The organism is Enterobacter sp. MGH 16, from assembly GCF_000493175.1.
GTDB classification, from domain to species: domain Bacteria; phylum Pseudomonadota; class Gammaproteobacteria; order Enterobacterales; family Enterobacteriaceae; genus Enterobacter; species Enterobacter roggenkampii.
In genome coordinates, this window is sequence record NZ_KI535695.1 from 2,637,188 (window position 1) to 2,661,159 (window position 23,972).

Genomic DNA, 23,972 nt, shown 5'->3' on the forward strand with positions numbered 1-23,972 from the left:
TCAACAGGCCGGGTAACATAAACCCGCTACCCGGCATAATCGCCGTTTCCGGTGAACATCCGCCCGATCTTAGCGGTTTTCGATCTCAGGACACTCAGGATAGCTGACCGAAGCGAGGGCATTTAGACGCTGCCCCGTAATCTGTAACACGCGCAGCAAAAGCATGATGCCGCGGCGGGTATCAGGGTCGTTGAGCAGAGTGAACACCTGCCGAAGCGAGATATCCCCTTCCCGGTTAACCTGCTCCCCCCACGCCATGCGTAGCGCGGTTCCCCCTTCCCAGCCGACGGTCACGACATCGTCAAAAACGCCAGCCAGTTTTTCGACCATCGCGTTATCGGCCATTTCCAGCAGGTCTGCGACGACGGCAAGCAGATCAACCAGATTATTCAGGCGATTGCCCGCCATAAGCGGGGCAAGGCTTTTTAGTAACTGTTCCTGGTCACTCATCAGAACATCCCCCTCACGACGCCCCAATACAGTCCACGGTTAAAACCGTTTCGCAGCATGCCGCCGAGTTTTGTCGCCGGCATGGGGGTCACGTCATTGCGATAGTCATATACCAACGGCATGCCGGCCCAGAGTCCCATCTGCGCGACGGCCTGAACCCGTCCATCATAATGGTTACCGCTTCCGGGCGGTCTGCCGTAGAGCTCCGCCACAATGTTGTCAGCAATGACGGGCGCCTGGTTGTGGCACGACCCTCCCGCTTTACTGATCGGCAGGTCAACGGTATCGCCGATCACATATACCCCTTCTAAACCGTAGACGCCCAGCGTCTGGTGATCCGTCGGCAGCCAGCCTTCACCGTTCTGAACCTCACTGAGCCCGGTGTTACGCACCGCTTCTACTGCCCTGATGGGCGGCGTTGCCATCAGGATGTCGAAATTCTGTGAATCGCCCTCGGCGGAATAGGCAATTTTGCTGTCAGGATCGACATGGCTTAAGGTAAAACCACGCTGATGCTGTATTCCTTTGGCGGCAAAAATATCGCCCAGCGCCTCCCCCACCGGACGTTGCAGGAACAGGCAGTTTCGCAGCAACTGCGCGACGGTCGGATAGGTATAAACAATCTCAACCTGATTACGTACGCCACGCTGACGCAAATAGTCATCAACCATCAGCGTGGTTTCAATGGGGGCAATGCCGCACTGGTGGGGAACATTCGGTGTTTCAGGGAAAGAGACAGTAATAAATATTCGCCCCTTTTTGAGGGTGGCGAGCTTATGCGCTAATTGTCTGGCAGCCGCGTATTGATAAAAATGATCGCCCGCGTCGGCAAGGCCAGGGATTTTTTGTGTAAAAGGTGTGCAGCCAGTGGCAATAACCAGCAGATCCCAGTCGTAATGTCGCTTACTGGCCCCGTACAGTCGACGCTGCTTAAAATCGAAAGATTCAATCCTGTCGGTAATAAATTGAATTTCCGGACTCAGTAATTGCCGTTCAGGCCGGGCCAGTTCATGGTGATGGAAGAGGTTAAAGGCGACATACATAAAGGCGGGTTTGTAGTAGTGCACCGGTGATTCGGAAATCAGTACCAGCTCTACCTGACCGGCAGCAATTTCACGTCGTAATTTCCTGGCCAGCAGATTGGCAACAATGGTTCCTCCCGTGCCGCCGCCGACAATCATTATGCGGTTTTTCATTCCTTTATTCGCTCATGGTAGTGAATGGGAATTCACGTAACCAGACCGCTTCACTGTTACGCTCAGCTAAAGCGTAGTGACAGAGTAATATTCCGCAACATAACCAATAACAAGAAATTTAATTTTGACAACCCGATCAGCATTTATAATATACACTACAAAATATAATTTATATCTCTATAACGTAGCCTTTCACTGTGGTCTCTTTTCATCACCATTATTCGCCAAAGAGCAGCGTTGTGTACTTTTTAGACACCGCCCCGGAGCGCTGTCCGTTCGCGCCATAATAGCGATCTTCACGGCACAGTCGCTCCTTCACATCGCAGAAAATACCGTTGGCAAAGGTGAATTCAGTCAGATCGACATTGCTCGACGTGAACACCTCGTTTGCAGCAGCCTTCTTACCGAGATAGGTCTCTGTCAACGCGCGGGATAATCCCTTGTCATTGGCGCATACATATCGGTCGCAGAGCACGCCCGATACTGGCGACTTGAGCCTGGCGGGGGTCCTGGCCTGGGCGGACATGGCGGACACGGCCAGCAGCGCGGCCACAGAGCATGCGAGTATTGATTTGTTCAAGATGATAATCTCCGTTGGTTAATGAGTGTCGGCTTTACGCCGGGCGCGGTGGTACCATCATGAGGGTGAAAAACCCTGGAGGGTTTTAAGCTTCAGCAGGGAACGCCCCGTATGGCTTTTTGTCGACCGAAACGTCGTCGAAAGTTCAGCTCGTAGGCAATTGTAAGGGCCCTATCCCGGTGAGTCATGCGATTTTAAAGAGCTGAACTAATATGCTGTATACGGAGTGGGTTTGTGGGGCGGGTTAGGTCCGCTCTGAGCGAAGAGCGGAAGTTAAAGCCGCGATGCCAAATTTATCTCGCAATATAAACCCGCCCCACAAAATGGTTTACAGCCCCACCGGTTGACAACGATCTTGACACTTACCGCCCACGGAGAGCCCCCCAAAACTATCTTGGGAGGTTACAGTTTCCAGTGGGCTTCTTGTGTGGAATACACTCTTTTAGAATAGATTCTTAGTTAGTCGCACATTTTATAAGATCCAAAATTGGGGAAATATAGAGTATCTCTTCAACAACTTTTGTTTTCTTAAAATGTTCAGAATGAAACTTCAAATGTTTTTCCAGCGTATTCGTCCAAGAGCTATCTTTTAAGTTTCCTTCAACCTCAATAATTTTCTCAAAACAGAATATCATTCTGGCTACGTACCAAACATATTGGTCATACATAGGGTCTCGCTCTTGTCGACAATCCGCACTATAACCTTTCGAAAATTGAGGGTTCTCCATCGCTAGCTGCAAATATGCCTGGTAGGCCGTATCTGCAATGGTTTTCTTAGCAATTTCTTTGTTTTCATTGATAGTTGATTTGGCAACTAAAATTGCCCAAATAGCTACCCCAGCACTTACTAATGGAGAAGCAATCGTAGCTAACTTAACTAATATATCCATATGAATCCTTAATGTTTTCGATTAAATCCAGCAGGCTGGGTTTTGGTTTTTTTATATTCTTTAATCTTTCGTCTAAATGCTGCTAAATCTATATCAGCAGTACTAATTGCTATTTGACCAGTTCCATGAGCATGAGAAATCAGTCTGTGATGTTTCTCTTTGTACGGGGCTTGCATTGTTGAGCCACCATATTCTCCAGTATTCGTAATAACAACATGCTGATACATATGCCATTGTAGAGCTGAAGCCATATTGTCAAACGTATCTACATCTTTATTGTACGCTGCAATGACAAACATATCAGTCAAATCTCTCAGGTCCGCAGCAAGCTTTATATCTGTTGCATCGTACAAAATCGCACCAGTTAATTTAAATGGTCCTTCAGTGTGACCCTCAATAGAAATAATATGTTGAGATGGTCTATATCCATGAACACCCAGAGCCATTTCACCACTGGTCATATGAAATTTCCCTTGATCACGAACACGCCATTGAGTCCCCGATTCGGACGAATCTGGAATAATCCAGCGAGCTTTGTTAACTATTTGACCATCTTGTTCACAGAAGACAAAACCGCAAAAAATAATGGATCTGGTTCTAAATGCAAGTGCTCTTACTATATCTTCATCTTCCGGGTGAACAGCCAATTCAGAAAAGACAATCAGATCAGCGGTACTTGTATGATCCCTAGACTCAGTTTTAAGTTTTGCATCTAAAGTCTGCTCTGTTAGTTTACAAATTTGCGCAAGGTGTTCTCTGTGTTTCCAACGCACCTCTGGATTATCAAGTGTTACGTCAGAAGGGTGAAAATGCTTATCCTTCGGAAATAATTGCTGAACTGTAACAATTCTAAAATAGTTAGATGCCAATTCAGGTCTGCTGACAACAGTAGGTAAGGTCGGAACACTCGATGAAGTGCATATTTGCGTGTTCAGGTAGCCTAACCTTTCCAACAAGCATTTTTTAAACTCACCAAGGCTGGTAATTGACAATATATCTTCTTGATTTATATATGAAGATGAAAAGCCTGGCCATTGCAATCCATGCTGAAGAAAGCTTGCAAACCAATCAGTTATAGTTGCATATGAGCCAACAATTGACTCTGGTGTATGTAACATTCCCATACGTCGCTTGTAAAACTGAGAGTGGATCCCATCATACTCTACTCTATCAGGCTTTAAATCATTTCGCTGTGTGTAATCTACATTACCTAAAGCAGCACTTCTTAGTACACTGCAAACCCAATATATTTTTTTTTCATCATTTTTGGCTTGTTGACAATTCACCAACCATTTAGGGCTTTCATAGCGAGGATCTTGAGCTATTTTATCAATTGAACACGAAATAATAGAATTTTGGCGCCATAATTCAGCCCATGATGTTGAATGGCTTTCTAACTTTACTTTTATTTCATGTGGGGAATACTGCTTTCCATCAGATTGCCATACGTTTTTCTCTGTATCTTCTAAAAGATTAACTAATGCTATACCTAGCTTGAGAAGCGCATGTTCGTATTTAAATGGATTTTCCTTAAAACTTATCACTGATGAAAGATAGTGGTCCGAACCATTTGGTTTCGCCTCATTTTTTGGTATGGCCCATCTAAATTTGTTGATCCTAACTTTATCTTGCGTCCTAACAAACTCTTTCCAAATGCTATTCCAAAACTCACCACCACGGTAAGCAAATTTCTCGACGATTGAGTCTACTACTTCACTAGTATTTGTATGAGAAAGTAAAAAAGCAACATTTGCTTGGTAGTCTTTACTAATTTGAGCAGATAATTCAAATAGGTATCCATCACTACTACTCAACGACTCTAAATGTCGTTTAATTAAGACATGTTGAAGCTTTGAAAGATCAGAAGAAGATTTTTTACTAGCAATAAATGGCTTATTGATCACTGCAAGATAAAATAGTGCTTGCTGATATGCGTAGTTTGGAATAACGGTTCTACAAGAAAGAAGTTTATGGGCAAATGATGTAACTTCACTCATCAATTTCTGATAATCAGAGGTACACTCTGGGGAAAGTTTTCTATAGATATCAACAACGCTACGAAATATATCGGAGAGAAGATACAACATTATATATCTATCGCATTTTTCACGATTACGTTGTATTCTTAGGAATATAATTTCAAGAATTGTTTTATAAGCATCTAGATTAGGGTTTATAGTTATCGCTTTGCGGAAAATAACCATAATTGATGGATCTTTTAACCAGGTTTTTAATAATTTTTTTGCAATCAACGCAGATTCATTATCAAACTGCTTTCTTTCTGCAGGTGAGATTAGTTTGCTTTTATTAGCCAAACTTGTTTCCAGCCTATGGGCAGAAAATCTACGTAAAGATTCTAATTTAATCGACTTATCATTGTTAAATCCAGAAAATAAACCTTCTGCATCATCTAAAAAATTATCTTGCTCAGTCAATAATAACTGTTGAAGCGCCGGTATGTTATTATCTAATCCATTACGCTCTGGAATACTCGAAGTTCCTACTTCATTCTGGATTTCATTGATTCGATTTGTAAGGCTACTTCCGTTATCAATATCTGAGAGTCCCAATATATAAGTTTTTTTATCATTAATTTTTAAATATGGTTCGTTATCTGACTCATCTTGATCTAGCGTTTCATCGAGGATCCTCTGAACTAACTCATGAATGGATTTCTTAATTTCCTCATTTGTCAATGCTTCTCCAGAAATTACCATCCTAATATCATCGACGTATCGACAATAATCATGCAGTATAATTTGGCTACCGTCTATCTTAGTACGGAGGTTAGAAGTTAAAGATTCGTCAAACTCAATCAGATATGCATTAGCCAAAGCTCCGGCAGATGCTAAACCTTGTGGGAGCCCAACATTTTCTTCTTCAACATCCAAATCTTTAAGTAAAGATAAAGAGTTTTCAGGCCACTTCCAATTTAAAATCTGACTCGCAAAATCCCAAAACTCATTCTCATTTATAATATTATGACCATAATGCTCAGAAGATATTTTCTTAAGTTTTTCTAACAGTGTGCTTATTTTTATAGAACCGAAAAAATTTTTCAGATCCAAACTGATAATATAAACATCATCAATTTCACTAATTTTATTTACAGTTTCCCTACCTATATAGACAGGTCTTTGTAGAAAGTTTCGATAATCTGAGGAAAATTTCCTATAATACTCGCTGCCGCCCCAACGAAATCTCGCCTTTTCATTGTCCCAATCACAGACAAGCCTATTTCCGTAACTAACAACCTTTTTATTTACATGCTCAGCATAGTCATGATTACGCAATGAGCAGTCTTTCTGTCTCGTTTCTATCGCATCAGCAAGACACATGGTTATTGCTGTTGCAAAAGACTGTTCCTTAATAGATATATTAGCTAAAGGTCTTAGTTTTCTATCATCTTTATTAGTAGTCCACTTCCCTTTATTAAAGAACCAGCTTGCTCCTTTTGGAGCTGGTATTAATTCAATATCACTTTTAGACAGTTTTCTATTTACGGCCTCACTTGACCAACTAGTAACCTCATCACTAATATCAAATGCACACTTGTCTAGCTCTAAAAGATCTGCATACCAATTATGAGTTCTTATAAAACGATCCGTTTTTTTCCAAGCTAGCCCTAAAATAAATGAGTCCTTAAGGTACTCAAAGTTTGGTTCGAGATTGTAATACTTTTTATTAAGTAGTTTCATTTTTTTCTCAACTTAATGCTAAGCGTTTTACTCATTTCAACTACAGTATTGAAATTCACTGTTTGTATCACCTTAATATAACTATACTACCGTTCCTGAATCGAATAATCCACGGGAAGTATCAAAAGTTTGTCATGTCTAATGGGTTAACCTGATAAATCAGTCGCGTCTGTCATGCCATAAACTAAGTTGTACAAGAGAGAGCGTTGTAAGGGTCAACAAAAATTGCCCACTTAGTTAGAGTTTTTCAGGTATCGGTTTTCCGGTTCTTTGAGTGGTAAGATAATCCCCCGACAAATCGATGTGGGCATAAGTAGAATATTCTCCGACTCTAAGACATTTTGATGAAGCGTTCGAGTTTTACTGGACGCTGTATCAAGACCATTCTCATATAAGCCCTAGGTGATACTTAAATTTGGTTATCAACGTCCCCTTTTGGCACAGAGCAGATAAAGAAGCATGATGTCCACTGTGAGCGAGATGCGAACGCTGACCTTTCATCTTTGTACAATTTACACTCTGGCCTGATCTGACGTATGTATCATAGATACAGGAACTCACTAGCATGATCGGAGATTGCATATGCTGATATATAACGTTTTTGGACGGCATATTGGCGTTCAACGTAAGCATGATCGGTGGCTGGTATTTCGTGCTGACCTGACGGAGAGAAAGTTTTCTCGACTCTATGACATCGCTATTCCTGACGATATGACTGAAGACGAGATTGCCGGCTGGCTGGGTGACATTTTCCATGAATCCGCAACCGACCGTCATCCAAATGTGGAACGCATCGAATAAGGATTTAATGGATAGCCTTACGTTGCGCCCGCTCCTGGCACTCACCTGACATGGTATTGCCAGCCATGGCCCAAAAAAAGCCCGCAATCCGCGGGCTTAGAGATAATTTAGAACCTGTTAGTACCAGACGTATCCGGTTGGGAAATCATTCCCACTCAATCGTAGCCGGTGGCTTACCGCTGATGTCATACACCACGCGGGAAATGCCGTTCACTTCGTTGATAATGCGGTTAGACACGCGGCCCAGGAAGTCATACGGCAGGTGCGCCCAGTGCGCGGTCATGAAGTCGATGGTTTCCACCGCACGCAGGGAAACAACCCAGTCGTACTTACGGCCATCGCCCATCACGCCAACGGAGCGAACCGGCAGGAACACGGTGAACGCCTGGCTTACCTTGTTGTACAGGTCAGCTTTGTGCAGCTCTTCGATGAAGATCGCGTCCGCGCGACGCAGCAGGTCGCAGTACTCTTTCTTCACTTCGCCCAGCACGCGCACGCCCAGACCCGGGCCCGGGAACGGGTGACGGTAGAGCATGTCGTACGGCAGACCCAGTTCCAGACCGATCTTACGCACTTCGTCTTTGAACAGCTCGCGCAGTGGCTCAACCAGGCCCATCTTCATCTCTTTCGGCAGGCCGCCCACGTTGTGGTGAGATTTGATGACGTGTGCTTTACCGGTTGCGGAGGCCGCAGATTCAATCACGTCAGGGTAGATGGTACCCTGCGCCAGCCACTTCACGTCGTCCAGCTTCAGCGCTTCTTCGTCGAACACTTCAACGAACACGCGGCCGATGATCTTACGTTTCGCTTCCGGATCGTTCTCGCCTTTCAGCGCGTCCAGGAAGCGCTGCTCGCCTTCCACGTGAACGATGTTCAGACCGAAGTGGTCGCCGAACATGTCCATAACCTGATGGGCTTCGTTCAGACGAAGCAGGCCGTTGTCCACGAAGACGCAGGTCAGGTTTTTACCGATGGCGCGGTGCAGCAGCATCGCGGTCACGGAGGAGTCCACGCCGCCGGAGAGGCCGAGGATCACTTTGTCATCGCCAACCTGCTGGCGGATACGCTCAACAGCGTCGTCGATGATTTTAGCCGGGGTCCACAGGGCTTCACACTGGCAGATGTCGCGCACGAAGCGCTCCAGCATGCGCATACCCTGACGGGTGTGGGTCACTTCCGGGTGGAACTGCACGCCGTAGAAGCGTTTTTCTTCGTTCGCCATGATGGCAAACGGGCAGCTCTCGGTGCTGGCAACGGTCACGAAGTCAGACGGGATAGCGGTGACTTTGTCGCCGTGGCTCATCCACACGTCCAGCAGCGGTTTGCCGTCTGCGGTCAGGGAGTCTTCGATACCGCGCACCAGCGCGCTGTCGTTAACCACTTCAACCTGCGCATAGCCGAACTCGCGCTCGCTGGAGCCTTCTACGTGGCCGCCCAGCTGCATTGCCATGGTCTGCATACCGTAGCAAACGCCGAATACCGGCACGCCAGCTTCGAATACGTACTGCGGCGCGCGCGGGCTGTTCTCTTCGGTCGTGCTTTCCGGGCCGCCGGACAGGATGATGCCGCTTGGATTGAATTCGCGAATCTGTGCTTCCGTGACATCCCACGCCCACAGTTCACAGTAAACGCCCAGTTCACGCACGCGACGCGCCACCAGTTGAGTGTACTGAGAACCAAAGTCCAGGATGAGAATGCGATGTTTATGAATGTTTTCCGTCATTGACGCTAATTCCGAGGCAAGTGAAACAAAAACAGAGCGCCCGGCAGAAGCCGGGCGCGGAAATTAATCAGGAGCCCAGACGGTAGTTCGGGGACTCTTTGGTGATCGTCACGTCGTGAACGTGGCTCTCCTGGATACCCGCACCGCTGATGCGTACGAATTCCGCTTTAGTACGCAGCAGGTCAATGGTACCACAGCCGGTCAGACCCATACAGGAGCGCAGGCCGCCCATCTGCTGGTGGATGATCTCTTTCAGACGGCCTTTATAGGCAACGCGACCTTCGATACCTTCCGGCACCAGTTTGTCAGCAGCATTGTCGGTCTGGAAGTAACGGTCAGAGGAACCTTTGGACATCGCGCCCAGGGAGCCCATGCCGCGGTAGGATTTGTAAGAACGGCCCTGGTAGAGTTCGATTTCACCCGGGGATTCTTCGGTACCGGCCAGCATAGAGCCCACCATCACCGCCGCTGCGCCCGCAGCGATCGCTTTCGCGATGTCGCCAGAGAAGCGGATACCGCCGTCAGCGATAACCGGAATACCGGTGCCTTCCAGCGCTTCAACCGCGTCAGACACCGCGGTGATCTGCGGAACGCCCACGCCGGTCACGATACGCGTGGTACAGATAGAGCCAGGACCGATACCCACTTTCACCGCGCTGCAGCCAGCGTCAGCAAGCGCGCGAGCGCCTGCGCCAGTGGCTACGTTACCGCCGATGATCTGCAGGTCAGGGTATTTGGCACGGGTATCACGGATACGCTGCAGCACGCCTTCGGAGTGGCCGTGAGAGGAGTCAATCAGCAGGACGTCAACGCCCGCGGCAACCAGCGCGTCAACGCGCTCTTCGTTACCGGCACCTGCGCCTACCGCAGCGCCTACGCGCAGACGGCCATGCTCGTCTTTACAGGCGTTAGGCTTACGTTCTGCTTTCTGGAAATCTTTAACGGTGATCATGCCGCGCAGGTGGAAGTTGCTGTCAACAACCAGCGCTTTTTCAACGCGTTTTTCGTGCATTTTTGCCAGCACCACGTCGCGGGTTTCACCTTCGCGAACGGTAACCAGACGCTCTTTTGGCGTCATGTACACGCTGACAGGCTGGTTCAGGTCAGTCACGAAACGCACGTCACGACCGGTAATAATACCGACAAGCTCGTTCTCTTCGGTCACCACCGGGTAACCGGCGAAGCCGTTACGCTCGGTCAGGGCTTTCACTTCGTGCAGGGTGGTGGTTGGCAGAACGGTCTGTGGATCGGACACGATGCCGGATTCATGTTTCTTCACGCGGCGAACTTCTTCCGCCTGACGTTCGATAGACATGTTTTTGTGAATAAAGCCAATGCCACCTTCCTGTGCCAGGGCAATTGCCAGGCGCGCTTCAGTCACGGTGTCCATTGCCGCAGAGAGCATAGGAATGTTCAGGCGAATGGTTTTCGTCAACTGCGTGCTGAGATCGGCAGTATTCGGCAGAACGGTGGAATGAGCGGGAACGAGGAGGACGTCGTCAAACGTCAGTGCTTCTTTAGCGATACGTAGCATGGGCAATATCTCTGACCTGGGTGGTTAAATATTGCCGTGGCATTATACAGAGCGTAACCGATTGCATCTACACTTTTTTATAAAAAAGCTTGCGATTGCCTCTCAGCAGGTTACTATCGACTGAATAACTTGCTGATTTAGAATTTGATCCCGCTCACATGTTATCCTCTCAATCCCCCTCAATTTATACCGTCAGCCGCCTGAATCAGACGGTGCGTTTGCTGCTTGAGCAGGAAATGGGGCAGGTCTGGATCAGCGGTGAGATCTCTAACTTCACGCAGCCCTCCTCCGGCCACTGGTACTTTACGCTAAAAGACGATACCGCCCAGGTGCGCTGTGCGATGTTCCGCAACAGCAACCGCCGCGTGACGTTCCGTCCACAGCACGGCCAGCAGGTTCTGGTGCGCGCCAATATCACCCTCTATGAGCCGCGCGGTGATTATCAGATTATCGTCGAGAGCATGCAGCCTGCGGGCGAAGGTCTGCTGCAGCAGAAGTACGAACAGTTAAAGGCTAAGCTCTCGGAAGAGGGACTTTTCGACCAGCAGTTCAAAAAGCCGCTGCCCTCGCCTGCCCACTGCGTGGGGGTCATCACCTCGAAAACCGGTGCGGCACTGCACGATATTTTGCACGTTCTGAAGCGTCGCGACCCTTCCCTGCCCGTCATTATCTACCCGACCGCCGTGCAGGGTGACGATGCGCCGGGGCAGATTGTGCGCGCCATAGCGCTGGCGAACGCGCGTCAGGAGTGCGACGTCTTAATCGTCGGACGCGGCGGCGGCTCGCTGGAAGACTTGTGGAGCTTTAACGACGAGCGCGTGGCGCGGGCAATCTTTGCCAGCCTTATCCCCGTGGTGAGCGCCGTCGGCCACGAAACGGACGTGACGATCGCCGATTTTGTCGCGGATCTCCGCGCGCCGACGCCGTCCGCGGCGGCAGAGGTGGTCAGCCGCAACCAGCTGGAGCTGCTGCGTCAGATCCAGAGCGGCCAGCAGCGCCTTGAGATGGCGATGGACTACTACCTCGCCAACCGGACCCGGCGCTTTACCCAGCTTCATCACCGTCTACAGCAGCAGCACCCGCAGCTGCGCCTGGCGCGTCAGCAGACCGTGCTGGAGCGCCTGCGCCAGCGCATGAACGTGGCGGTGGACATGCAGATCAAGCGCGCGGTGTCGCGCCAGCAGCGCGTGACGCAGCGTCTGAACCAGCAGAATCCGCAGCCGAAAATTTATCGTGCGCAAACGCGGATTCAGCAGCTTGAGTACCGTCTGGCGGAAACTCTCCGCGCGCGACTGAGCACGACCCGGGAACGCTTTGGCAATGCGGTGACCCACCTTGAAGCGGTCAGCCCCCTCTCCACGCTGGCGCGCGGCTATAGCGTGACGACGGCAACGGACGGCAAGGTGCTGAAGCAAACTAAACAGGTGAATACCGGCGATGTGCTGACGACGCGTCTGTCAGACGGCTGGGTAGAAAGCGAAGTGAAATCAATTAAACCGGTGAAAAAGACGCGTCAGCGTAAAACCGGATAATTCTTCGCCGGTCACTTACTATACTGCTGCTATTCCCTTTTTTAATAAGGAGAGCAGCATGCCCCATCTTCATAGCGTTATTCCCCCGTATATTCTTCGTCGTATTATCGAAAGCGGTTCCGAACCGCAGCAGCGCTGTGCCCGCCAGACCTTAACCCACGTCCAGACGCTGATGGCCCATATGCCGGGCAAACCCGCCGCGCCGCACGTGAATAAAGCCGGACAGCTGGAGCGAGATATCTACGACGCGAAGCAGACCCAGGAGCTACCTGGTACGCAGGTGCGTTATGAAGGTCAGCCGTCGAACGGCGATGTGGCGGTAGACGAAGCGTACGAGTATTTGGGTATTACCCATGATTTCTTCTGGAAGGAATATCAGCGCGATTCGCTCGATAACAAAGGGCTTATTTTAACCGGCACCGTTCACTACGGTCGGGAATATCAGAACGCCTTCTGGAACGGTCAGCAGATGGTATTTGGCGACGGCGACGGGGAAATATTTAACCGCTTTACCATCGCCATAGACGTCGTGGCGCATGAGCTGAGCCACGGCGTGACCGAGACCGAAGCCGGGCTTATCTACTTTGAGCAGTCCGGCGCGCTGAACGAGTCGCTGTCGGACGTGTTTGGCTCACTGGTGAAGCAGTACCGTCTGAAGCAAACCGCCGATAAAGCAGACTGGCTGATTGGTGAAGGGCTGCTGGCAAAAGGCATCAACGGCAAAGGGCTGCGCTCGATGTCTGAACCGGGCACCGCCTACAACGATCCGCTGCTCGGCAAAGACCCGCAGCCTGCACACATGAAGGATTTCATCAAAACGCGTGAGGATAACGGCGGCGTGCATCTAAACTCCGGCATCCCCAACCGGGCATTTTATCTGGCCGCGACGGCGATTGGCGGCTACGCCTGGGAAAAAGCGGGTTATGCCTGGTACGACACGGTTTGCGATCGCAATCTGGCTCAGGATGCGGATTTTGAGGCCTTCGCAAAACTGACGATCGCGCACGGAGAGAAACGCTCCGGCGGCGACGTTGGGGCGGCCATAAAACAAGCCTGGGAACAGGTGGGAGTGTTGTAAATGCAGGTTCCGGAACTGACGGATGACGCCGTGGTTGAGCTGGCCCGGGAAGGCGGCGTCGCTTATATTCCCAAGCTGAGCGGCCAGCGCACCATCGCGCTCTCCTCGCTCAATGAGGCCCAGCGCCAGCGCCTGGTCAGCATCCTGGAGCAGGCCTTTCCGCGCGGTCAGCCGCCGGGACAGGCCTCGTCACCCGGCAGCGGCGACCAGCGCTATTTCCGCATCCAGATTATCTGGACCGGGCAAAATCAGGCGCACTACGCCGATATCATCGTGCTGGTGCCGGAGCAGGAAGCTCCCGAGTCGCTGGTCGAGCTGTGGAAGAAAGGCGAAGGCTGCGTGTGTGATTAACCTTCGGTCCGAACAAACTCCACGCGTTTTTTAGAGATAAGACCGTGGCCGTTCTGGCAGAAGTAGTCCACCGCCCCGCAGGCTTTTAAGACCTGGAGTGGCTGATGGCACTCCGGGCAGCGGGCTTCAAGCGCAATATCCTTATTACAGCTCTCGCAGTGTGCCATCCCGTTCAGGGGCTCAAGCGGTGCCTTGCAATCCGGGCAGGTAATCGTCATGGTGACTCCTTAAAAGCATTCTGGTCTGCGATCATTTTACCACGTCGCGTTCAGTGCGGGCCACGCAGCTGTTGCTGTAACGCCAGCAGCAGTTCCACTTCCGCTATCCTGCGGCGCGTCGTGCGGCTCACCTCGTGCGGATCCCGTTCAAAAAGACTGCTGGCGCCCAGAATATGCCCGGCAAGACAGTGCTCGTAGAGTGTCCCGGGAATATGCCAGCGCTGAATATCCTTACCCTCAATCAGCTCAAGCACATCCTCCGCGCCGCGCCGGTCGTGGCTGATGATGCGCCCGTCGCGCAAACAGAGCCGTAATCCTTTTTGCCCGCCCGCGGGTCCCGCGTATTTGTTCAGCCAGATATCCACCGGCACGCCGCTGATGCGGCCCTGAATATGCGCCTCGCCCTCCGCCGTGGACATGTCGCCTTTTGCGATAGCGCGGCCCAGGCGATCTTTAGCCGTGACGACCTGCAGGGTCATATCATCACTTCCGCCCAGATAACGCACCGTTTCGCGCAGCATCGCCAGCACGTGCGTACCGATATCCAGAATCACGCCGTCCGGGTGGCGAAGCGTTCGGGTGTCCGGCTCGCCGGTGGCAAAGTTAAGCGCGATGGGTTCTCCTGCGGCGTTAACTCCGCTCGGCTCCTGCAAAAAGCCGTCTATTTTGACGATGTCAGAGACGCTGCCAACCAGCGACCGCTTTACCGTTTCGATGCGCGCCATCCAGTGATCGAGCGCCAGCACGCGGGAAGCAGCGTCGGGGTTTGCCAGAAGCGCGTTGAGCTTTTCGATTTGGGGAAGCGTGGCGACGATCGGTTTTTCAATCACAATCAGCGGAACGGCCGAGGCTATGGCCTGTTCCAGCACCTCGAGGTGTTGCAGCGATGCGGTGGTAATAAAGAGAGTATCAAGCGGTACGGCGAGAAGTTCCGTAAGCGAAGCGCAGCGCGTGACGCCTTCAGGCTGCCTGGTGGGGAGAACATCAAATCCAAAACAATGAACAGTGTGACCAAAAAGGCGACGTAACGCGGGCAGATACGCGGTTTCCACGACCGCACCAAGACCGACAAATCCTAACTGCATAGTTTCACCTCAGGGAATCGATGCCGGGGCATAACGCCGCCCCGGCAAGCCCGAGGTTTAAGAGGCGTTAGCAGCCGGTTTAGTCTGCGCATTTTCCAGCATGCGGCGTACCGGAACAATGAGGACGATCAGTACCGCGGCACAAATCAGCAGCGCGACGGAGCAGCGCGCAAAGAGATCCGGCAGCATATCCAGCTGGTCGGCCTTCACGTGGCCGCCAATCAGACCCGCCGCCAGGTTACCCAGCGCGCTCGCACAGAACCACAGCCCCATCATCTGGCCGCGCATTCTCTCCGGCGCCAGCAGCGTCATGGTCGCCAGGCCAATCGGGCTGAGACACAGCTCGCCGAGCGTCAGCATCAGGATACTGCCCACCAGCCAGAACGGCGATACGCCCGCCCCACCGCTGCTCAGCACGTTCTGTGCCGCCAGCATCATCAGGCCAAAGCCCGCTGCGGCACACAGGATACCGATAACAAACTTGGTGATGCTGCTCGGACGAATGTTCATGCTCGCCAGCTTCGGCCACGCCCAGCTGAACACCGGTGCCAGCAGGATGATGAACAGGGCGTTGATTGACTGGAACCACACCGCCGGGATTTCGAAATCGCCGATCATGCGGTTAGTGTAGTCGTTGGCAAACAGGTTGAACGAGGTTGGCTTCTGCTCGAACGCGGACCAGAAGAACGCCGCGGAGATCAGCAGAATAAAGCAGACCAGCAGTCTGGCGCGCTCTTTGCGGTTCAGTCCTGCAAAAACAAACAGATAAATAAAGTAGAGGGCAACGGATGCCGCAATCACGTAGACCAGCACGCTGGCTACCGCGACCGGGTTAATCACAATCACACCCTGCGCAATCAGCGTCACGATCGTTGCCACACCTGCCGCCAGCGCCAGCAGCCAGGCGCCCACGCCGTTACGCTTCACCACCGGGCTGTTCCAGGTGGAGTCGAGGCCGACTTCGCCGTCATAGCGTTTCATTGCCGGAACGGCAAACACGCGGAAGATAATCAGCGCCACCAGCATCCCGATACCGCCAATACCAAAGCCCCAGTGCCAGCCGTGGGTTTTGATCAGCCAGCCGGAAATCAGCGGGGCAATGAACGAGCCCATGTTGATGCCCATATAGAACAGCGAGAAACCGCCGTCACGGCGCGCGTCGCCTTTTTTATACAGGGTACCGACCATTACCGAGATACAGGTCTTAAACAGCCCGGAGCCGAGCACGATGAACATCAGGCCGATAAAGAACAGGTTATTGCCCATGATGGCCGAGAGCGCAATCGACAGGTGACCGAGCGCAATCAGGATCGAACCGTACCAGACGGCTCTCTGCTGGCCGAGCCAGTTATCCGCCAGCCAGCCGCCCGGCAGCGCGGCCAGGTACATGGTGCCGGCAAAGATACCGACAATCGCCGAGGCGTTTTCACGCGCCAGGCCCATCCCGCCGTCATAGACGGTGGCAGCCATAAACAGGATCAGTAACGGACGAATGCCGTAAAACGAGAAACGCTCCCACATCTCGGTGAAGAACAGCGAACCGAGCGGATACGGGTGGCCGAAGAACGTTCGGCTTTCTTTTTGATTAACAGAGGATTGCATAATTCTCCCGAAAGGTATGTCGTCGTGCTTGTAAACACCAGCATGTACGCCGGCCAGTTACGTATCTGGCCGATTTTTTACATGCGGCGAAAAGTTGGTTAACCATTTGATAACCAGGCGCTAGTTTTGTCTAGTACCGGACCCTGGACTTTAAGATGAAAATTCGACGATTGTCTACTTTCTTAGATTTAAACTTGGTTAAAAGTGAATAGTGATTGACTTCACACAGAGAAAACCGGCGGTATGAATGGGCAAAAAAAAGCCCGCGATAGTCGCGGGCTTTCGTGCGTTCAGCAAAGCTTATTTGCTTTTCTTAATGTGCTTAATCAGACGCTTACGCTTGCGCATCTGGTTCGGCGTCAGGGTGTTGCGCTTGTTGGCGAACGGGTTTTCCCCTTCCTTGAACTGGATACGGATAGGCGTGCCCATCACGTCCAGCGACTTACGGAAGTAGTTCATCAGATAGCGCTTGTAGGAATCCGGCAGGTCTTTCACCTGGTTGCCGTGGATCACCACGATTGGCGGGTTATAACCACCGGCGTGGGCGTATTTCAGCTTCACGCGACGGCCGCGCACCAGCGGCGGCTGATGGTCTTCCGCAGCCATATTCATGATCCGGGTCAGCATGGCGGTGCTCTGACGACGGGTGGAGCTGTCGTACGCTTCGCGCACGGATTCGAACAGGTTACCCACGCCGCTGCCGTGCAGCGCAGAGATGAAGTGTACGCGAGCAAAGTCGATAAAGCCCAGACGGAAGTCGAGGGTCTCTTTCACCTGCTCACGCACTTCATTGCTCAGGCCATCCCATTTGTTGACCACGATAACCAGTGAGCGCCCACTATTGAGGATAAAGCCGAGCAGAGAGAGGTCCTGATCGGAGATCCCTTCGCGTGCGTCGATAACCAGCAGCACAACGTTGGCATCTTCAATCGCCTGCAGGGTTTTGATAACGGAGAATTTTTCCACCACATCGGTGATTTTCCCGCGCTTACGCACCCCGGCGGTGTCGATGAGGACATACTCACGCTCATCGCGCTGCATCGGGATGTAGATACTGTCGCGGGTGGTTCCCGGCATATCGTAAACGACCACGCGCTCTTCACCCAGAATACGGTTAGTAAGTGTAGACTTACCTACGTTTGGACGACCTACGATGGCCAGCTTGATCGGCAGATCCTGCGGGTTGAAGTCGTCTTCAGGCTCTTCTTCTTCGCCCGCTTCTCCGTCTTCGAACTGCGCCCAGTATTCCGCGTCTTCGTCCACCTCTTCCGGCGGGTTCACTTCGTCAACCCACGGCAGCAGAACGGTTTCCAGCAGGCTGGTGACGCCACGGCCATGCGATGCCGCGATAGGGTAGATCTCACCCAGACCCAGTGACCAGAAATCTGCGATGGCCTGATCGGCATCGATGCCGTCGGTTTTGTTCGCCACCAGGAAGGTCGGTTTTTCACGCGAACGCAGGTGTTTTGCGATAGCGGAGTCCGCAGGCATCAGGCCAGCGCGCGCGTCCACCATGAACAGCACCACGTCCGCTTCTTCAATCGCCAGCAGCGACTGTTCCGCCATGCGGGTTTCCACGCCGTCTTCTGTGCCGTCAATACCACCGGTATCAATACAGATGAACTCGCGTCCTTCCACCTCTGCACGACCGTACTTACGGTCACGCGTCAGCCCCGGGAAATCCGCAACCAGCGCATCACGGGTGCGTGTTAAACGGTTAAAAAGAGTGGATTTTCCAACGTTAGGGCGCCCGACAAGCGCGACCACAGGTACCATGTTTGAAGCCTCATAAAATTCAAAATAACGTCGCTTTCGCGGCGTTTTTAAAAATGTCAAAACGGCTCCTGAGTGAACAGGAGCCGTTTAGTATACTACAACCGCCGGGTAATTAACGCGTGATCGCGTACAGCGTGCCGTCTTTTGCCTGAATCAGCAGTTTGCCGTCGGCCACGACCGGGTCGGTCAGGAAACCGGAGCTGTCGACTTTTTGCTGTGCAACAAAGCGGCCGTTATCCGGATCGATCCAGTGCATATACCCTTCGCTGTCGCCCACAACCAGGCTACCGTTGTACAGCGCTGGCGCAGTCAGCAGACGGTGCAGCAGGTCGCTTTGCGTCCACAGCGTCACGCCGCCTTCGGTGCTCAGGGCCAGCAGACGGTCGTTCTGGTCAACCATATAGATACGGTTACCTTCAACGATGAAATCATTCACCGAGCCCAGCTCACGTTTCCACATGATCTGGCCGCTGCGCAGATCCAGCGCGGTCAGGTTGCCGTTGTAGGCCAGCGCGTAAACCACACCGTTAACGATGACCGGCGTTGTGTCCACGTCGCTCAGACGGTCAATTTCCGTTGAGCCAGTGGCCTGAGAGATACGCTGCTGCCAGATCATCTGGCCCTGCTGCATCAGCACGGCGCTTACGCGACCGTTGTCGCCGCCGACAATGGCAGCACCAAATGCGGTAGCCGGGGCAGATTCGCCACGCAGAGAGAGCGCAGGCATATCCAGGTTAACGGTCCATTTCACCAGGCCGTCCGCTTCGTTCAGCGCCTGCAGCTGGCCGTTGCTGGTATGAATCAGCACCAGGCCATCGCTCACCACCGGACGAGAGAGGGATTCCCCCGCCACGGTCGTTTGCCAGGCAATGGAACCGTCGCTGCTGTTCAGGGCATACACCTGCGCTTTTTCGCTGCCCACGTAGACGTGGCCACCGGCAACGGTCAGGCCGCCAGACAGCAGTGCAGGCTTACGGGAGAACCAGCCGTCTTTTTCCGCCAGGTTAACGGACCACACTTCTTTTCCGTCATCCGCGTTCACCGCTTTCACGGTACCTTTGCGATCGGCCGCATAGACAACGCTGTCTGCATACGCAGGATGAAGGTTGGAATAGAAATCACCAATCCCATTGCCCACGGAGACATCCCACGCGGTGGATGGGGTAAACTGGTTTTCAACCGTCGGCAGTGGGGACATTTTCACAACGTCTTCTTCGCCACTGAACAGTGAACAACCACTCAATAACGTAACAGAAAGCAGTCCTGGCAGAAGTAATTTACGCAATTGCATCGGGTCCCTCTCAGACGGACAAATTATTTATTTTCATCTGCATCATTTCGCTCAGCGCAGGTGAGGCATTGCTCTCTACGCCAGCTTGCCACGCTTTACGCGCGCCCGCTTTGTCACCTTTGCTCAGTAGTGCTTCACCGCGCAGATCGGCAACGATGGCAGCAAAACCTTCGCCTTTGATGGTATCGAGCGTTTTCAGCGCATCGTCAGCTTTTTTCTGCTGAACCTGAATACGTGCCAGGCGCAGATTGATCACCGCTTTCAGATTTTCATCACTGGCGGCAGCAAGGCCCTGAGACAGCTGAGCAACGGCTTTATCCAGTTCGTTCTTATCAACGTACTGCTGAGCCACTTCCAGCGCAGCCAGTGCACCGTAGGTGTTTTTGTTGTCAGCCGCAAATTTTTCTGCCGCCGTCAGCGTTTGCGGCTGATCGGCACGAATTGCGCTCACGGTATTTTCATAGGACAGGGACGCGCCGCGCGCGGAATCCGCCTGATGATTGTTCCAGTAACGCCAGCCTACCAGCGCACCGACACCTAAAATAACCCCAACAACCAGCGCTTTGCCGTTTTCAGCAAAGAAGCGTTTAATCGCGTCGACCTGATCGTGTTCGTTCTCGTAAATTTCCACGCAGTCCTTCTCCTTAGCCCAATAGAGTGCGCAAGTGCGCCGCAACGCCGTCCTGCGTTACCGTTGTCTGCTCACCAGAGCGCAGGTCTTTCACCACCACTTCGCCGTTGGCCACTTCGGACTCCCCCAGCACCAGTGCGATACTTGCGCCCCACTTATCGGCACGAGCAAACTGTTTTTTGAAGTTGCCGCCGCCATGGTTGGTCATCAGCTTAACGCCCGGCAGCGCATCGCGCACGCGTTCGGCAAGCTGCATTGCCGCAGACTGCGTTTCCGCGCCTGAGGCCACCAGGTATATATCGACAACGGAATCTGCTTTAAATTCCGGATTAACTGCCTGAACCAGCAAAACAAGTCGCTCAAGACCCATCGCGAAGCCAACCGCAGGCGCAGCGCGACCGCCAAGTTGCTCAACCAGACCGTCGTAACGGCCGCCCGCGCACACGGTGCCCTGAGAGCCGAGGCTGGTGGTCACCCACTCAAACACGGTACGGTTGTAGTAGTCCAGACCGCGCACCAGGCGCTGGTTTACGGTGTAGGCGATGCCAGCCGCTTCAAGCAGCTTGCACAAGCCCGCGAAGTGTTCGCGAGATTCTTCATCCAGGTAATCACCCAGCGCAGGCGCATCGTTCAGCAGTGCCTGAACATCGGCGTTTTTGGAATCCAGAACGCGCAGCGGGTTGCTGTACATGCGACGTTTGCAGTCTTCGTCCAGTTTCTCTTTATGCTGTTCCAGGAACGCCACCAGCGCATCGCGGTAGTTCGCACGCGCTTCGAGAGAACCGATAGAGTTCAGCTCGAGGGAAACGTGCTCGGCGATACCGAGCGCACGCCACCAGCGGGCGGTCAGCATAATCAGTTCAGCGTCGATGTCCGGGCCCTGCAGGCCAAAGACTTCCACACCCAGCTGATTGAACTGGCGATAACGCCCTTTCTGCGGACGTTCGTGGCGGAACATCGGGCCGATATACCACAGACGCTGCTCCTGATTGTACAGAAGACCATGTTCGATGCCGGCGCGTACGCAGCCCGCCGTCCCTTCCGGACGCAGGGTCAGGCTGTCGCCGTTGCGGTCCTCAAAGGTGTACATCTCTTTTTCAACCACGTCGGTCACTTCACCGATCGCGCGTTTGAATAACGGGGTCTGCTCTACAATCGGCAAACGAATTTCGCTGTAACCGTAGCTGCCGAGCACCTGCTTCAGCGTGCCTTCAATGCGCTGCCAGATGGCGGTTTCGCCAGGCAGATAATCGTTCATGCCGCGGATGGCTTGAATGTTTTTTGCCACGTTTATTCTCTTTCTATATACAAAAAAAACCCAAAGAATGGGTTCAATCATACATGGGAAGCTCACGGCTTCCCATCACGTTATTTTTCAACCTGCTGAACGTTGATACGCTGTGTCTCGTCCATCATGGCGGCTTTGGCGCGGATGCGGGCTTCAAGCTGGTCGATCATGTCGCTATTATCCAGACGATCTTTTCGAACGCCATCTTCATAGAGACCACTTTTCTTGTTACCGCCGGTCACGCCCAGGGTTGACACCAGGGCTTCACCCGGACCGTTCACCACGCAGCCGATGATGGAGACGTCCATCGGGGTGATAATGTCTTCCAGACGTTGCTCCAGGGCATTCACCGTACCGATCACATCGAACTCCTGACGTGAACAGGTTGGGCAGGCAATGAAGTTGATCCCACGCGCGCGAATACGCAGTGATTTCAGAATATCGAAGCCGACCTTGATCTCTTCGACAGGATCCGCCGCCAGCGAGACGCGCAGGGTGTCACCGATCCCTTCAGAGAGCAGCAGCCCCAGACCGATCGCGGATTTTACCGAGCCGCTACGCAGGCCGCCCGCTTCGGTAATCCCGAGGTGCAGAGGCTGATCGATCTGCTTTGCCAGCAGGCGATAAGATTCTACGGCCAGGAACACGTCGGACGCTTTTACGCTGACTTTGAACTGATCGAAGTTAAGGCGATCGAGATGATCGACGTGACGCATCGCGGATTCGAGCAGCGCCTGCGGCGTAGGCTCACCGTATTTTTCCTGCAGATCTTTTTCCAGGGAACCGGCGTTAACGCCGATACGGATAGGAATATTTTTATCGCGGGCGCAGTCCACGACCATGCGGATACGCTCTTCGTTACCGATGTTGCCCGGGTTAATACGCAGGCAATCGACGCCGTACTCGGCCACTTTCAGTGCGATGCGGTAGTCGAAGTGAATATCAGCCACAAGCGGAACGCTGACCTGCTGTTTGATCAGTTTGAACGCCTCAGCCGCATCCATGGTCGGGACGGAGACGCGAACAATATCCGCGCCGACACGTTCTAATGCTTTGATTTGATTGACCGTCGCTTCCACATCGGTGGTGCGCGTATTGGTCATCGACTGAACGGCGATAGGTGCCCCATCGCCGATTGGCACATTCCCAACGTAAATCCGTTTCGATTTTCTACGTTGAATCGGAGCCTGGTTATGCATGAAAAATCTCCCGCGTTGCCCGTCTGTTACTGTGCTGCTGATTGTTCGGCATTAACGGTAAGACGTGCAACCTGGTTAGTTCTGATAAAGCGGCTCAGGTCGACAGGTTTTCCTTGATACTGGATCTGTACCGCTGCCGGAGCGCCGATTTTAAGTTTATAAGGCGCCTGGCCCGTTAGGTTTAACGTGCCATCTTTGCGCTGCAGGCCGCTGAACAGTTTTTTACCTGTCGCGTCAGTCACTTCCAGCCAGCAGTCGGCACTGAAGTTCATTACCAGCGCGTTAGGGTCGGCTGCGGGTGTCGCCGTACCCGCCGGGCTGGTTGGCAGAGACGCTGCGGTATTGTCTGCAGGCTGAGTAGCCGCAGGCGCGTTCGCCGCAGTATCAACATTCGCCTGAGAAGGGGCAACCACCGCGTTTTGATCCTGAGCCTGAGGCGCAGCGGTGTTAGCCGTTGCTGCCGGAGCCTGCGCAGCATTGGTCGCTGTCGCATCTGGCGCTGCGGTCTGTGGCTCGCTGGAAGTCGCTGCACCGTCGGTATTCAGCGGCACGCTCTGGGCGTTATCCGTTCCGGCCTGGTTGAGTTCGGCGGAGGATTGATCGGCCATAGTGGTGATCTCTTCCTGCTGCGCCTTGTGGTTTTGCCACCACCACGCACCGGTCAGACCGACCACCACAAACAGCACCAGCCAGGTAAAGCTCATCAGCCAGCCATCACGTTTTTTACGACGTTTCCCCAGGGAGAAGGTCTGCATCGGCGCAACTTTTGCTGCACGGACCGGCGCCTGCTTCTCCATCATTGGCAGTAATTCGTTTTCGGGGATGTGCACCAGTTTTGCGTAAGAGCGGATATAACCGCGCAAGAACGTTGAAGCCAGATCGGCGGGTGCCTTATCTTCTTCAATATCGCGAACCGTGGAAACCTTCAGGCACAAGCGTTCTGCGACGGCTTGCTGGCTGAGTCCGAGTTGTTCACGGGCGTTGCGAAGACGAACGCCAGTGGAGAGTGCTTCATGTTGGTCGTGAGTGGCTTCAGTATTCATTCGCTA

20 protein-coding genes are annotated in these 23,972 nt (G+C 52.6%); 4 read left to right on the forward strand and 16 right to left on the reverse strand.

Annotated elements, in window-relative coordinates:
- Positions 1-69: 69 nt before the first annotated feature.
- The 5 genes from L362_RS10520 to L362_RS10500 all read right to left on the reverse strand — a co-directional run bounded on the left by L362_RS10520 (position 70) and on the right by L362_RS10500 (position 6,814).
- Positions 70-450 (reverse strand): helical membrane plugin domain-containing protein, encoded by a 381-nt coding sequence (locus L362_RS10520; protein WP_023344668.1) that lies wholly within the window; start codon positions 448-450, stop codon positions 70-72.
- Positions 450-1,646: an NAD(P)/FAD-dependent oxidoreductase gene (locus L362_RS10515; protein WP_023344669.1), complete on the reverse strand. Its 1,197-nt coding sequence runs from the start codon at positions 1,644-1,646 to the stop codon at positions 450-452. The genes L362_RS10520 and L362_RS10515 overlap by 1 nt, the downstream gene beginning before the upstream one ends.
- Positions 1,647-1,863: 217 nt before the next feature.
- The gene (locus tag L362_RS10510; RefSeq protein WP_023344670.1) at positions 1,864-2,226 is read right to left on the reverse strand and encodes a YcgJ family protein; all 363 of its coding nucleotides are present in this window, start codon (positions 2,224-2,226) and stop codon (positions 1,864-1,866) included.
- 455 nt (positions 2,227-2,681) lie between these two features.
- Positions 2,682-3,116, reverse strand: a complete 435-nt coding sequence (locus L362_RS10505; protein WP_023344671.1) for a hypothetical protein — start codon at positions 3,114-3,116, stop codon at positions 2,682-2,684.
- An 8-nt stretch (positions 3,117-3,124) separates the two neighbouring features.
- Positions 3,125-6,814, reverse strand: a complete 3,690-nt coding sequence (locus L362_RS10500) for an RNA-directed DNA polymerase (RefSeq protein ID WP_023344672.1) — start codon at positions 6,812-6,814, stop codon at positions 3,125-3,127.
- Between the two features lie 582 nt (positions 6,815-7,396).
- Between L362_RS10500 and L362_RS10495 the strand changes: the two genes are divergently transcribed.
- Positions 7,397-7,615, forward strand: a complete 219-nt coding sequence (locus L362_RS10495) for a DUF7661 family protein (protein WP_023344673.1) — start codon at positions 7,397-7,399, stop codon at positions 7,613-7,615.
- A gap of 145 nt (positions 7,616-7,760) precedes the next feature.
- On the opposite strand, the gene guaA is transcribed toward L362_RS10495, so the two are convergent.
- Positions 7,761-9,338, reverse strand: coding sequence for a glutamine-hydrolyzing GMP synthase (gene guaA / locus L362_RS10490; protein ID WP_023344674.1), 1,578 nt, complete (start codon positions 9,336-9,338; stop codon positions 7,761-7,763).
- 67 nt (positions 9,339-9,405) lie between these two features.
- Positions 9,406-10,872, reverse strand: a complete 1,467-nt coding sequence (gene guaB / locus L362_RS10485; protein WP_008502128.1) for an IMP dehydrogenase — start codon at positions 10,870-10,872, stop codon at positions 9,406-9,408.
- Positions 10,873-11,030: 158 nt separating this feature from the next.
- Here guaB and xseA point away from each other — a divergent pair, with 158 nt between their 5' ends.
- Genes xseA through L362_RS10470 form a run of 3 tightly spaced genes read left to right on the forward strand, consistent with a single transcriptional unit; the run spans position 11,031 to position 13,833 of the window.
- Positions 11,031-12,404: an exodeoxyribonuclease VII large subunit gene (xseA, locus tag L362_RS10480; RefSeq protein ID WP_023344675.1), complete on the forward strand. Its 1,374-nt coding sequence runs from the start codon at positions 11,031-11,033 to the stop codon at positions 12,402-12,404.
- A 58-nt stretch (positions 12,405-12,462) separates the two neighbouring features.
- Positions 12,463-13,482, forward strand: coding sequence for a M4 family metallopeptidase (locus tag L362_RS10475; protein ID WP_023344676.1), 1,020 nt, complete (start codon positions 12,463-12,465; stop codon positions 13,480-13,482).
- The gene (locus tag L362_RS10470; protein ID WP_021241848.1) at positions 13,483-13,833 is read left to right on the forward strand and encodes a protealysin inhibitor emfourin; all 351 of its coding nucleotides are present in this window, start codon (positions 13,483-13,485) and stop codon (positions 13,831-13,833) included.
- Here L362_RS10470 and L362_RS10465 read toward each other — a convergent pair.
- The 9 genes from L362_RS10465 to rodZ all read right to left on the reverse strand — a co-directional run bounded on the left by L362_RS10465 (position 13,830) and on the right by rodZ (position 23,966).
- Positions 13,830-14,051, reverse strand: coding sequence for a zinc ribbon domain-containing protein (locus tag L362_RS10465; protein ID WP_023344677.1), 222 nt, complete (start codon positions 14,049-14,051; stop codon positions 13,830-13,832). The two genes, L362_RS10470 and L362_RS10465, sit on opposite strands and share 4 nt — an antisense overlap.
- Positions 14,052-14,101: 50 nt before the next feature.
- A complete protein-coding gene (locus L362_RS10460) occupies positions 14,102-15,136 on the reverse strand; it encodes a Gfo/Idh/MocA family oxidoreductase (RefSeq protein ID WP_023344678.1) in 1,035 nt (344 codons plus the stop codon).
- A gap of 57 nt (positions 15,137-15,193) precedes the next feature.
- The gene (locus L362_RS10455; protein ID WP_008502133.1) at positions 15,194-16,738 is read right to left on the reverse strand and encodes a peptide MFS transporter; all 1,545 of its coding nucleotides are present in this window, start codon (positions 16,736-16,738) and stop codon (positions 15,194-15,196) included.
- 300 nt (positions 16,739-17,038) lie between these two features.
- Positions 17,039-18,514, reverse strand: coding sequence for a ribosome biogenesis GTPase Der (der, locus tag L362_RS10450; protein ID WP_008502134.1), 1,476 nt, complete (start codon positions 18,512-18,514; stop codon positions 17,039-17,041).
- A 112-nt stretch (positions 18,515-18,626) separates the two neighbouring features.
- A complete protein-coding gene (bamB, locus tag L362_RS10445) occupies positions 18,627-19,805 on the reverse strand; it encodes an outer membrane protein assembly factor BamB (RefSeq protein ID WP_008502135.1) in 1,179 nt (392 codons plus the stop codon).
- A 10-nt stretch (positions 19,806-19,815) separates the two neighbouring features.
- Complete coding sequence (locus tag L362_RS10440) at positions 19,816-20,436, reverse strand: YfgM family protein (RefSeq protein ID WP_008502136.1); 621 nt, start codon at positions 20,434-20,436, stop codon at positions 19,816-19,818.
- Positions 20,437-20,449: 13 nt separating this feature from the next.
- Complete coding sequence (gene hisS / locus L362_RS10435) at positions 20,450-21,724, reverse strand: histidine--tRNA ligase (protein ID WP_032637825.1); 1,275 nt, start codon at positions 21,722-21,724, stop codon at positions 20,450-20,452.
- Between the two features lie 80 nt (positions 21,725-21,804).
- Entirely contained in the window at positions 21,805-22,923 is a 1,119-nt protein-coding gene (gene ispG / locus L362_RS10430) for a flavodoxin-dependent (E)-4-hydroxy-3-methylbut-2-enyl-diphosphate synthase (protein WP_008502138.1), read from the reverse strand.
- Positions 22,924-22,949: 26 nt separating this feature from the next.
- Positions 22,950-23,966: a cytoskeleton protein RodZ gene (gene rodZ / locus L362_RS10425; protein ID WP_023325867.1), complete on the reverse strand. Its 1,017-nt coding sequence runs from the start codon at positions 23,964-23,966 to the stop codon at positions 22,950-22,952.
- Positions 23,967-23,972: the final 6 nt, after the last annotated feature.